At 54.5% G+C, this 11,941-nt stretch carries 13 protein-coding genes and 2 tRNA genes; 5 read left to right on the top strand and 10 right to left on the bottom strand.

Features of this window, described 5'->3' with window-relative positions; genetic code table 11:
- The first annotated feature begins 93 nt into the window (after positions 1-93).
- On the top strand, positions 94-1,212 hold the full coding sequence (locus tag AXE86_RS08630; protein ID WP_061946262.1) for a 5-methyltetrahydropteroyltriglutamate--homocysteine S-methyltransferase: 1,119 nt from the start codon (positions 94-96) through the stop codon (positions 1,210-1,212).
- A gap of 69 nt (positions 1,213-1,281) precedes the next feature.
- On the opposite strand, the gene ttdB is transcribed toward AXE86_RS08630, so the two are convergent.
- The 3 genes from ttdB to AXE86_RS08615 are packed head-to-tail and all read right to left on the bottom strand — an operon-like array spanning position 1,282 to position 4,239.
- Positions 1,282-1,893 (bottom strand): L(+)-tartrate dehydratase subunit beta, encoded by a 612-nt coding sequence (ttdB, locus tag AXE86_RS08625; RefSeq protein WP_006691129.1) that lies wholly within the window; start codon positions 1,891-1,893, stop codon positions 1,282-1,284.
- Positions 1,893-2,792, bottom strand: a complete 900-nt coding sequence (gene ttdA, locus AXE86_RS08620; protein WP_061946260.1) for a L(+)-tartrate dehydratase subunit alpha — start codon at positions 2,790-2,792, stop codon at positions 1,893-1,895. The genes ttdB and ttdA overlap by 1 nt, the downstream gene beginning before the upstream one ends.
- 46 nt (positions 2,793-2,838) lie before the next feature.
- A complete protein-coding gene (locus tag AXE86_RS08615) occupies positions 2,839-4,239 on the bottom strand; it encodes an anion permease (RefSeq protein ID WP_050341429.1) in 1,401 nt (466 codons plus the stop codon).
- A 175-nt stretch (positions 4,240-4,414) separates the two neighbouring features.
- Between AXE86_RS08615 and AXE86_RS08610 the strand changes: the two genes are divergently transcribed.
- A complete protein-coding gene (locus AXE86_RS08610) occupies positions 4,415-5,332 on the top strand; it encodes a LysR family transcriptional regulator (protein WP_061946258.1) in 918 nt (305 codons plus the stop codon).
- A 228-nt stretch (positions 5,333-5,560) separates the two neighbouring features.
- Here the strand turns inward: AXE86_RS08610 and AXE86_RS08605 are convergent, their stop codons facing one another.
- Positions 5,561-5,980, bottom strand: a complete 420-nt coding sequence (locus AXE86_RS08605; RefSeq protein ID WP_061946256.1) for a rhodanese-like domain-containing protein — start codon at positions 5,978-5,980, stop codon at positions 5,561-5,563.
- 201 nt (positions 5,981-6,181) lie between these two features.
- Here AXE86_RS08605 and AXE86_RS12280 point away from each other — a divergent pair, with 201 nt between their 5' ends.
- Positions 6,182-6,367, top strand: a complete 186-nt coding sequence (locus AXE86_RS12280) for a type II toxin-antitoxin system HicA family toxin (protein WP_071884716.1) — start codon at positions 6,182-6,184, stop codon at positions 6,365-6,367.
- 16 nt (positions 6,368-6,383) lie between these two features.
- A complete protein-coding gene (locus AXE86_RS08600; RefSeq protein WP_061946255.1) occupies positions 6,384-6,779 on the top strand; it encodes a type II toxin-antitoxin system HicB family antitoxin in 396 nt (131 codons plus the stop codon).
- Positions 6,780-6,949: 170 nt separating this feature from the next.
- Here AXE86_RS08600 and AXE86_RS08595 read toward each other — a convergent pair whose 3' ends face one another.
- Together AXE86_RS08595 and AXE86_RS08590 are read right to left on the bottom strand one after the other, a co-directional pair.
- Positions 6,950-8,533 carry a flagellar hook protein FlgE gene (locus tag AXE86_RS08595; protein ID WP_061946253.1) on the bottom strand — a complete coding sequence of 528 codons (1,584 nt, stop codon included), beginning with the start codon at positions 8,531-8,533 and terminating at the stop codon, positions 6,950-6,952.
- A gap of 22 nt (positions 8,534-8,555) precedes the next feature.
- Entirely contained in the window at positions 8,556-8,849 is a 294-nt protein-coding gene (locus AXE86_RS08590; protein ID WP_232294868.1) for a TIGR02530 family flagellar biosynthesis protein, read from the bottom strand.
- A gap of 244 nt (positions 8,850-9,093) precedes the next feature.
- Between AXE86_RS08590 and AXE86_RS08585 the strand changes: the two genes are divergently transcribed.
- Positions 9,094-9,288 carry a ribbon-helix-helix protein, CopG family gene (locus tag AXE86_RS08585; protein WP_009753998.1) on the top strand — a complete coding sequence of 65 codons (195 nt, stop codon included), beginning with the start codon at positions 9,094-9,096 and terminating at the stop codon, positions 9,286-9,288.
- Positions 9,289-9,510: 222 nt separating this feature from the next.
- Here AXE86_RS08585 and AXE86_RS08580 read toward each other — a convergent pair whose 3' ends face one another.
- The 4 genes from AXE86_RS08580 to AXE86_RS08565 form a co-directional block, all read right to left on the bottom strand.
- Positions 9,511-10,269 (bottom strand): sulfite exporter TauE/SafE family protein, encoded by a 759-nt coding sequence (locus AXE86_RS08580; protein ID WP_061946977.1) that lies wholly within the window; start codon positions 10,267-10,269, stop codon positions 9,511-9,513.
- 73 nt (positions 10,270-10,342) lie between these two features.
- Positions 10,343-10,417 (bottom strand) — tRNA-Glu (locus AXE86_RS08575).
- Between the two features lie 5 nt (positions 10,418-10,422).
- Positions 10,423-10,497, bottom strand: a tRNA-Glu gene (locus tag AXE86_RS08570).
- A gap of 111 nt (positions 10,498-10,608) precedes the next feature.
- The gene (locus AXE86_RS08565) at positions 10,609-11,931 is read right to left on the bottom strand and encodes an anaerobic C4-dicarboxylate transporter family protein (RefSeq protein ID WP_061946251.1); all 1,323 of its coding nucleotides are present in this window, start codon (positions 11,929-11,931) and stop codon (positions 10,609-10,611) included.
- Positions 11,932-11,941: the final 10 nt, after the last annotated feature.

Below are 11,941 nucleotides of genomic sequence, written 5' to 3'. Positions count from 1 at the left end.
ACTGCTTTTTCTGTACCATTTGTTACTCGCATAGATATGAATGTCTGTGGTATAATGACATTGTTTCAATCGTACATCAGGGGGGAAATGACAATGAACCATACAAAAACAAAAGCACCATTTCGCTATGACATTGTGGGGAGCTTTCTGCGCCCCGCCGCACTCATGAAGACGCGTGAGGCATACGCCGCAGGAAATGCAGGCGCAGAGGAACTGCGTGCAGCGGAGGATGCAGCAATCCGTGACCTCGTCGCAAAGGAGAAGGAGGTTGGGCTGCGCGCGGTCACGGACGGCGAGTTCCGCCGCCGTTACTGGCATCTGGACTTTCTTGCAGCACTGGGCGGCGTGGAGGAGGTTGGCGCTGCGCATTGGTCGGTCGCGTTCAAGGGCGCACAGCCAAAGGCGGCGACGGTAAAAATTGTGGACAAGGTGGACTTCGGAGCGCATCCGTTCCTCGACCACTTCCGGTTTTTGAACGATCTCGCAGGGGATGCCGTCGCAAAGATGACCATCCCCTCGCCCAGCATGCTGCACCTCATCTGCTGCGTGCGTGCGACGGACTACGCGCCGATTCCGCGCTACGAGAACGAGGATGCGCTCTTTGAGGACATCGCCCTCGCCTATCAGAAGGCAATCCGTGCATTCTACGAGGCGGGCTGCCGCTATCTGCAACTCGATGACACATCCTGGGGCGAGTTCTGTGACCCGGAGAAGCGTGCAGCGTACGAGGCGCGCGGCTTCGACCTCGACCGCATCGAGCGCGCCTACGTCGCGATGATCAACCGTGCATTGGAGGCAAAGCCTGCGGACATGACGATCACCATGCACATCTGCCGCGGGAATTTCCGCTCAACATGGTTCTCCTCGGGCGGCTATGAGCCCGTCGCAGAAATTCTCTTCGGCGGCTGCCATGTCGACGGCTTCTTCCTCGAATACGATTCCGACCGTGCAGGCGGGTTTGCCCCCCTCGACTATATCAAGGATCAGCGCGTCGTCCTCGGACTGGTCACCTCGAAATCGGGTACACTCGAAAAGAAGGAGGATATTGTCGCACGCATCCACGAGGCGGCAAAGCACGTCCCGCTCGATCAACTTTGTCTCAGCCCGCAGTGCGGCTTCTCCTCGACCGAAGAGGGAAACCTCCTGACGGAGGAGGAGCAGTGGAACAAACTGCGCTTCATCAAGGAGATCGCGGAGTCCGTCTGGAAGTGAGCACGTGTGATACAGCAGCGGCGGCACATCAGTCATTCGTACCGATGTGCCGCCGTTTTCTTTGCATGTTTATTTGATAAACCCAACTTGCTTACAAATTTCTTCGCACGCCTTTTCCTTACGTTCGTTGAAGATCACCTTGTTTTCCTCAAATAGATTGCGCCCGTGGCTGTCGATGGAGACAATGAGCGGACCAAACTCCTTCACCTTGCACGTCCAGAGCGTTTCGGGCATCCCAAGGTCGAGCCAGTTCGCGTCCACGATCTCCTCGACACAGGTTGCGGCGACGACGGCGCAGCCAGCCGGAAAGACGCAGTGGAGCGCCTTATGGTCACGACAGCCACGCATTGTGCCGTCCTTCATGCCGCCCTTGCCGATGATGAGCCGTACCCCCGTCTCAGCAATAAACGCCTCTTCGAATTTCTCCATGCGCATACTGGTTGTTGGTCCGACCGTGACCATCTCATATTTTCCCTCACCGCGTTTACGGATGATGGGGCCTGCATGGAGAATGGCACCGTTCTTCACATCGACGGGAAGCTTCCTCCCCTCCTCGATGACGCGGCGATGCGCCACGTCACGGCAGGTTGTGAGATACCCGGTGAGGTAGATCACATCACCAACGTTGATGTCCGCGAGATCTTCGGGCTGAATCGGGGTCGTCAGAACTTTCTTCTCCATCAGAAATCCACCTCCGCATGCGAGAGAATCTTATAGTCAAGATTCTTGTCAAAGATGATGTGTCCGCGCCGATGCGACCAGCAGCCGACGTTTACGGCGACGCCGATTACGGACGGATGGCGCGCGCTGTTCTCGATGTTGACGCCGAGGACGGAGTGCTTGCCCATCAGTCCCTGCGGACCAAGCCCGATGGCGTTGATGCCGTCCTCGAGCAGCTGCTCCATCTTAGCGGCACGCGGATTTGGATTGTGTGACCCAATGGGGCGCATGAGTGCCTTCTTTGAGTGGAGCGCCGCAACCTCGACCGACGTGCCGACACCAACGCCAACGAGCAGCGGCGGGCAGGCATTCAGCCCATAGCTCGTCATAACATCGAGCACAAAGCGTGTCACGCCCTCGTAGCCCTCGCCCGGCATCAGCACCATTGCCTTGCCCGGCAGCGTGCAGCCGCCGCCCGCCATATAGGTATGGATCTCGATATCGTCACGGTCAGGCACGATCTCCCAAAAAATCGACGGAATCTCTTTACCGACGTTCTTGCCCGTGTTAAACTCGTCAAACGTCTCCACGGCGTTGTGTCTGAGAGGCGCGTCCGCCGTCGCCTGTACGACAGCCGCGTACAGGATCTCCTCCATCGCGCCCATATATGGGAAGTTCGCCCCGCATTTCAGGAAGAACTGCGCCGCGCCCGTGTCCTGACAGCTCGGGCGGTTCAGCTTCATCGCAAGTTCCTGATTCTTCTCCATCGTCTCATAGATTGACTTCGCCAAAGGAGCATCCTCCTCACCAGCGAGTTCGGCGATCTTGGCCCGCACATCATCCGGCAAGCGCTTCCCCGTGTACGCTACGAACTTCGCGAGCACATCCGTCATGCGCGCAGAGGCTTCCGCTTTCGTCATAGAAATCTCTCCTTTATATAAATACACAGAGTTACCGAACACAACGTTACCAAATACCGAGGATCTTCCACCAGACGGGGCCGATGCCGATCCATATAAGGACGTTGATGACGGAGCAGAGGAAGCCCATCCTCCACCACTGTTCCTGCGTCACATAGCCCGCACCGAAGTAGATGGGAGCCGACCCCGTGGAGTAATGTGTCAGCCCCGCCATAAGATTCGAGAGAAAAGCCAGTCCGAGCGCGGCGAGATAGGGCGGTGCGCCTGCAGCCACGGCGACGGCGAGGAACGCCGCATACATCGCTGTCGCATGCCCCGAGAGGCTCGCAAAACCATAGTGACTGTAGAGGTAGACCAGAAAGAGAATGCCGAGTGTCAGTCCCCATGAAATCCCTGTCATCGCCCCCGTGACGCTGGCGGCGAACCATGGAATAAAGCCAATCTTATTCAGTGCACCCGCAAGGCTGACGACGCCGCCCATCCACATCATGCCATCCCATGCGCCCTTTTCCTTCAGCACATCCTCCCATGTGAGGACGCCTGTGAGGAGCATTGCCGTCACACCGAGCAAAGCGGCAATGGTTGCATTCACGCCCGTATAGCCCGACGTACTCCAAAGGAGAAGCGCACCGACAAAGATGCCGCAGATGATTTTCTCATCGCGTGTCATCCGGCCCATCTCCGCAAGTTTTTCACGCGCGAGCGACTGCGCCTCGGGCGTTTCCCGAATCTCGGGAGGATAGAACTTATAGAGGACATAGGGCAAAACAATCATCGAAAGCAGGACGGGCACGATGCCCGCCGTCGCCCAAAGTCCCCACGAGAGTTCGATCCCCGCCGTGTCGCGCGCCAGCTCCGCCATCAGGGGGTTCGGTGCGCACGCCGTCAAAAACGCAGCGGCAATCGGCGCATCCACCTGGAAGGATACAACGAGCAGGAACGCACCGATTCTGCGCGCTGTCGCGCCCGGCTCCGACCCAAAAACCGAGGCGAGACTGCGTACAATCGGAAAGAGAATACCGCCCGAACGTGCGGTGTTCGACGGCGTTGCGGGCGCAATGATGAAGTCGCTGAGAACAAGCGTATAGGCTAGTTTCAGGCTGCTCGATCCGAATTTCAGAATGAGACAGTAGGCGATCCGCCGCCCGAGTCCCGTCTTGATGAAGCCCTGTGCGAAGAGGAACGCCGACACAATCAGCCAAATGACCGTATTGCTGAATCCCGCGAGTGCCTCCGCCGGCTTGATCGTATTGGTCAGCGCCGCAAATGTAATCGCCGCAAGTGCGACCGTTCCAAGCGGGAATGGCTGCAAAATGAACCCCAGGATCGTACCCGCGAAGATCGCAAACAGATGCCATGCCGCAGGAGTCAGCCCATCGGGTATCGGCATGAACCAGAGGACGGCAATCAGTCCTGCCGTCAGAAAGCATCGTACTCCCTTACTCAAAAGAGTCCCCTCCCTTAATGATATATAATACACAGTGGACGGTTGTTCGCCCATTCCTCCGAGAACATCTGCACAGACTCTTTACTTATATTTGATTATACGTTATTCTTTCCTATAAGTCGAATACGTAAAATCCTATTTTATTGATAAGAAAAATCTTATATCGAGGTGCATCATGGAGTTCCGACAGTTCCGCTATATCTTAAAAATTGCCGAGGAGGGCACACTCTCAAGTGCAGCGAAAAAACTCTACGTCTCACAGCCATCGCTCTCACAGATGCTTGCCGCCCAGGAAAAGAAGATCGGGGCACCGCTTTTCGACCGCGGCGGCACATGCCTCACACCAACCGCTGTCGGCAGGCTGTATCTTGAAACAGCGCGCAGCATCATCGCACTCGACGAAGCGTTCCATCAGCAGGTGGACGACTGCATGCGCGGCGCAGCAGGTAATGTGACGGTTGGGCTGACGCAGTTCCGCAGTACACATCTTCTCGCGCCCATGCTGCCCGCCTTTCGTGCAAAATATCCAAAGATCATGCTGCATCTTCGCGAGGACACGACCTACCGACTCGAGGAGCTTGCCGAGGCGGGGGAGACGGACTGCATCATTTCGCTGCTGCCCGTAAGCGAGCATCGTTTTGACTACGATGTACTCTTCAAGGAACGGCTTCTGCTCGCACTGCCTCCCGCGCATCCCATAAGCACGGCTCTCGGACTGTTGCCCGGTGACCGTACAGCACCGCCAATCGTTCCGCTTGCCGCACTTCGCGACACACCGTTCCTCCTGATGCACCGCGAGCAGAAACTCCACGATACGCTCTTCATGTTCTGTAAGGCGGCAGGCTTCCTCCCGCAGGTCACGCTTGAGACGCGCAGCATGAACACGGCACATGCGCTCGCGGGCGCAGGACTCGGTGCCGCGATTCTCCCCGAAACACTCATTGTCGCTGCACCGCCCGCCAATCCGCCCTGCTACGCTGCCATCGAGGGCGACCCGCATCGCACAATCATCCTTGCCCGTGCAAAGAACCGCTACCTCCCCCGCGCCGTTGATATTTTTCGAAAGGAACTGCAGGCGTTTTGTGCAAAGTGAGGATAAAAAAACTGCTGTACGAAGCTAAAAGATCTTCATACAGCAGCCCTGCTTTAATTTTCCAGGAATCCATCACCAACAAGAGAAGCCTTCAGACCCGGCGTGATTTTTTCGTCCGATCATGGTGAAAAACCGGACACGCGGCAAAGTCTATGTGGGGAATTTCCCGCCGAGATGCGGGAAAAAAGATACGTCAAGACAGCGCGGCTGAATTTATCAGTGCTTCCCTTACTTCACAACATCCCCATGCCAGTTGTTGATCCCGCCCATCTCCACAATATGCGTATAGCCCATATTCGCGAGCTTCTGCGCCGCCTGCCGACTGCGTGCACCGCTGCGGCAGTAGACAAAGATCATCTGATTCTTGTCGGGCAGCTCCTTTGGCGGCACCGTAGTAATGGATTCGTTCGGCACATTGATGGCATGCGGAATATGTCCGCCTGCATATTCCCCCGCGGTCCGCACGTCCAAAATAATATAGTTCGTATTCTCCGCCATCATCCGCTGCGCCTCATCGGATGCGACGCGCTGAAATGCTGCCATCGCCTCTTCCTTTCCCTCCGATGCCGCTGACGACTGTGCTCCGCCGCAGCCGGAGACAGACAACATCAGCATAACGACGAACATCAATACCATCCATATTCTCATCGTATCACTCCTTCAAAATAGATTTGTTCTTTTATTGTAACAGTTATCCGGATCTTTTGCAAACGGTATATGAAAAACCGCCGCACCATGATGATGCAGCGGCTCTAAAATAAGAAACTAATTAAAAAAATATCATCACACGGCATAAACGCCATTGAAAAATATATACAAATATATATAATACTCTTATGAGGTGAGGATATGACAACGGCGGAACTGCTAAAACTTCTAAAAAAGAATGGCTGCACCTTCGTCCGAAACGGTGGTCGCCATGACATATACTTCAGCCCCATAACAGGAAAACAATTTCCCGTCGGTCGACATAACAAAGAAGAAGTTCCAAATGGCACCCTGCAAAATATTCTCAAATGCGCCGGGCTCAAATAATTTGGAGGTGTATCCTATGCAGTATATATACCCAGCACTCTTCAAAGCAAACGATGACGGTATCATCGTCACATTCCCAGACCTAGAAGATACGTTTACAGACGGTGAAACGATGCAGGAGGCGTTCGAGAATGCCGAAGACGTGTTGAACCTGATGCTGTGGAATCGCGAAGAAGAAAATGCGACAATTCCTCCGCCATCAACGCCGGAGAAAATTCTAGTGCCACATGGAACTATTCTGACGATGATTAAGGCAGATACTCTCGCCTATCGCAAGCGCCACGATCAAAAGACCATTCGTCGCAGTGTGACACTTCCACGTTGGTTGGACAGCATAGCTCGCGAGCGCAATATCAACTTCTCCCAACTGATGCAAAACGCCATTCGCAGAGAATGCGGCATCAGCAGATAAAGAATGCCGTACTGCGGAGCAATAACGCTTCGCAGTACGGCATTTTTAGCAGTGCCTTTACCCTTTTGCCGCCGGCCACCGTCAGTGAAACAGAATTATAATCGCACCGCCGATGGTCGGCAGGGCAGCAATCCAAAAGCGCAAGACAGGCAGCGGCTCTGCGTTATGCCTTATCGTTTCATGTTAATCAATGTTTCAAGCATCTCATCTCCGACGGTAATGATTTTGGAGTTGGACTGGAATCCACGTTGTGTGATAATCATATCGGAGAACTGGTCAGCAAGATCGACGTTTGACATCTCAAGTGAGGACGGTGTGATTTTTGCTCCCGCGCTCTCAACGGTCTGCCCGCGAACAGCTTTCACGTTGGAGTTGTTCGAGTCCTGATAGAGGTTTCCACCGAGTTTGGTTAAACCGGACGGGTTCGCAAAAACGGCTACCGCCACCTGTGCCTCTGCACGTCGCACCCCGTTCGTGTATACACCCGTAATGACACCTGCAGAATCAAATGACACGGATGCAAGGGTACCGCTTGCGTACCCATCTGCGGCAGCCTTGATCGTATCATATCCTGCATACTGCGTGAGCGGAGATTCGTCATTGGCGAACTGGAGCGAAATTTCATTGGCTTGCCGTGCACCATTGGGTGCTGTCTGCTCAGCAGACAGCGTTGCTACTTCTGAGCTGCTCGTCGTCGTCGGAGGAGGTGCAACGGGCGTCGTGACATGACTGTCCGGATCCGGGGTCACCGTCTGAATGCTGCCGAGCGCACCTGCACGAAGCACACCGTCTTCATCAAAGGAAATTGTGGTCGGCGGCAGCGCATGCTTCGTCTTCGACCCGTCGATATTTTTTACCTCCGGATTGCCAACACGGGCAATCCATGTACTGGCTTTCTTCGTTACGGTATTGCCATCTTCATCCGTATACGTCACCGTTGTAACGAGTGCCTTTTCCAAAAAAACGATACTTTCATGTTTACGCCCAAGCGTGTCAAAATAACCAAACGAAGTTACTTTTGGCATAGATCGACCAATTGTGTAGGTCCCCGATGTCACCGTCTGCTTCGTGCCGTCACTCAGCGACAATGTCACAGGCTGTGCCTTACTTGCTGTAATATACATGCCATCGTTCGCGCTTGTTCGCACTTTCGCCGTCGGTGGTGTCGTACTCGTGTCCATGAATGTATAGCCTGTAATCATCGGCGTGTTGGAATCCAGGTTCTCAGAGTACTTTGAAACCTCCGTTGCCTTGGGCGCCATCATCTTCCCCGCCTCAATGACAATATTTTCCGTTGCACCACTTGTCTGGACCTTGGTGTGCTCCGTCGTCTTATTCATCCAGCCCTGAACATAAAGACCGGAACTCGGCAAGACATAGTTTCCTGCTGCGTCAAACTCAAATGCTCCGTTACGCGTGTAAAAGGTCTGCTCCCCCTGCTTCACCATAAAGAGTGCATTTCCCGTTAAGGCAAGGTCGGTATTCTTTCCCGTTCCCTGTACAGCGCCGTCACCAAAGATAGTATCGATGCCGCCAACACTTACGCCAAGACCGATCTGTTTGGGATTTGTTCCGCCAATCGTCGTGCCCGGGCTCGATGCACCTGAGAGCGTCTGTGAGAGCATGTCCTCAAAGGTCACACGCCCCCGCTTGAACCCCGTCGTATTTACATTGGCAATGTTGTTGCCAATGACATCCATACGCGTGTTATGACTTTTCAGCCCTGATACTCCTGAAAAGAGTGAACGCATCATAATAAATCTCTCCCCTCACATATTACAAAATGGCAGCACTGTCGATGTTGGTAAAGATGTTTTCCTTCGCACTCGCGTCATCGAGTGCCGTGATCACCGTGCGATTTTTTACGCTGACGACCATGGCAAGCCCATGACTCATGTAAATGAGCGCATCGCGCACGCCCTTTGCCGCCATACGATCAACCGCATCGTCAATCCGTGCGAGATCATCTGCCGTGAGATCGACGCCGCGCTGTTCGATCCGCGCCTTTGCATGCGCCGAGAAACGCGTACGGCTCTCCGCCTGATTGAGCAGTGCCTGAAAAGCATCCATGGGTAGAGACGCTCCCTGTCCCCTGCCGACGCGTGCGCTTCCCTGCTCGGCGCCCCCTTGTACAGCAGGATTTACTTTCATTTTTCACCTACACTTTATAACATATTTTATAACATAATTTTTCAATCACTATATCGTATATATTTCATATTTACTTAAGCATTTTATAGATATGTTTTACAACAATATATCAATCATATATTTTATAACCACTCATATATAAACTAACCATGAGGTGATATATATGACCACAAAACTAGTAATCACAAAGAAAAAACGCGGAGAGGATGGGCATAAAACCCTATCCATCCGCGTACGGGAAGATATTATTGACCGTCTGGACGACCTCGCTGGTCAGACCGGGCGCTCACGCAACGAATTGATCGGACTATTGCTCAATTTCGCGCTGAACAACAGTGAAGTCGTCGCTGAGCGGTAAGTAATCGCTGATAGATTCAACCTGTTTTTCACACCGAAATCTTGCTCTGATGGCAAGAGCGGAGGGGATCCGTCTGAATCAGTTGGCTGCTGCGCTAATTGCCGGAGGGCTCAAAGACGTTACAAATACATACGAAAAGAGCCGTGATACGGCATAATTTCCATATCACGGCTCTTTTCGTTCCATGACAAATCATTCTATATCACTTCTGCAGCAACACCGTCAGTGAAACAGAATCATAATCGCACCGCCGATGGTCGGCAGGGCAACAATCCAAAAGCGCAAAACAGGCAGCGGCGCGAGGTGCGTCAGCTTTGCCCCAGCATACGAGCCGAGCGAGAGCGCGACGAGCGTCTGGATGAACAGCCACGGCTCCAGCTGTCCATAGAGGAGATAGCCGATGCCGCCGCTGATCGAGATGGGCACGATGATCATCATCGTTGTTCCGATGGCCTGCAGGAGCGGCACACCGAACACGACCATGAGGGCGATCTGTATATAGGCCGCAGAGCCGATGCCGAACGCGCCAGAGAGGACGCCGCAGAGAAAGCCGATGGGCAGTCCATAGAGATAGAGCCGCCGCCCCGTCAAGAGCTCCTCACGTACGTGGATATGCGCCGAGAGCCACACGGCACGGTAAATGCGCAGATAGAGGAGGAAGGCGCTCGACAGGAGCATGACGCCCGTAAAGAGGCTGAGATTCGGTGCCTCCATGTGGTTGGAAATCACCGCACCGAGGAGTGCACCGAGAAGACCGCCCGCGCCGAGCACGGCACCTGTCAGAGGGACGACTTCACGCTCGCGGTAGTGACTGACTGCCCCCGACAGCGTCGTGAACGCCATAGATCCGAGGGCGACGGCAAGCGCCTGATGGATGGGCACGCCGAATCCGACGACGAGCAATGTGATGATCACGCCGCTGCCGCCCGCCCCGACAAAGCCGATAATTCCGCCCATGAGAAGCATCGATAAGAAGAGCATGCCTGCCCCGCCCCCATTTTTCATTACGATAGAAAACAAAAAAGGAGCCGCAATCAGCTCCTATCCATTCCGATGGTGACGCCTATGGGATTCGAACCCATGAACCCGCCGTGAGAGGGCGGTGTCTTAACCACTTGACGAAGGCGCCGAATTTGGTGACGCCTATGGGATTCGAACCCATGAACCCGCCGTGAGAGGGCGGTGTCTTAACCACTTGACGAAGGCGCCACATATGTCAACACGACGTACTATATCATAGGGATGGGGAAAAATCAAGGAAATTTTTTTGGAACCCATTTTTTCCGCGGTGACAATGACTGCCTGTCCAAAAAAGGAATCTCACAGAAGCATGCCTGCAAGCCCCAGACCGATGGCGACGCTGACCGTACAGGTGATGAGGCCGGGCAGCATAAAGCTGTGGTTAAAGACGTATTTGCCGATACAGGTCGTTCCCGTGCGGTCAAAGGCGATGCCTGCGAGGACGGTGGCGTAGCTGGGGATGAAAAAGAGTCCGCTGACCGCTGGAAACATGCCGATCATCATCGGTGCAGAGATGCCGAGCGAGAGTCCGAGCGGTGCGAGTGCCCCGAGCGTGCCCGCCTGGCTGAGAATCAGCGAGGAGAGGAAGAAGAGGACGAGGGCAAAGACCCACGGATGTGCCATGACGATATCCTGTGCACCGCCCTGCAGGAAGGCGAGATTGTTCTCGACGAGCGTATCCCCCGCCCATGCAAGGCCAAAGATGCAGTAGACGCCCATGAGTCCCTGTTTGAACACAGATTGCTCGATGACGGAGTAGACATCGACCTTGGCTGCAAGAAGGATGACGCCCGCCATAATCATCATGATGATCTCGATGGTCATGGTCATGGGGAGCACGGTCTCCTCACCGCTCACCATATAGGTTGGGCGCAGCTCAGGGAAGATGCCGAAGGCAACGACCATGACGGTGGCGAGGATATAAAGCGCAACTGCCGTCTTTTCCCGACGCCCAAAGGTCTTTTCCTGAAAGTCCGTCTTTTCATGGATCGGTGCAGCATCCCCCGCCGCGACGCGTGCCAGATAGGCAGGATCCTCTGCGAGTTCCGCCCCCATGCGTGAGGCATAGAGAGCCCCCGCTAGTACGCCGATGAGCGTTGCAGGGACGCAGACGAGGAGAATGTCGATCAGAGAAATATTCACGGGTACTAGAAAGCTCAGCAGTGCGACGGTCGCTGCCGAGATGGGACACGCGGTGATTGCCTGCTGTGAGGCGATGACGGAGATGGAGATCGGGCGCTCGGGGCGCACGCCCGCCTCACGCGATACTTCTGCAATCACGGGAAGGATGCCATAGGCAATATAGCCCGTTCCGCACATGAAGGTAAAGAGCCAGCTGATAAGCGGCGCGTAGATGCTGATCCGCTTCGGATTGCTGCGCAGCATGCGGATCGCCACCTGGATGAGATAGTCCATGCCGCCTGATGCCTGTAGGACGGAGACAGTGACGACGACCGCCATGATGATCATGACGACGTCAATCGGAGGTTTGCCCGGCGTGCAGCCAAAGCCAAAGATGAGTACGGCAAGGGAGACGCCGCTCGACATGCCGAGAAAGATGCCGCCAACGCGTGCACCGACGAGAAGCATCCCCAACACAACAATGAGTTCAAGCCAAAACATACATTACATC

The organism is Selenomonas sp. oral taxon 136 (assembly GCF_001554015.1).
Classification (GTDB): domain Bacteria; phylum Bacillota; class Negativicutes; order Selenomonadales; family Selenomonadaceae; genus Centipeda; species Centipeda felix.
Note: the sequence above shows the minus strand (reverse complement) of the source record. Positions and strands in the feature narration are given on the sequence as shown.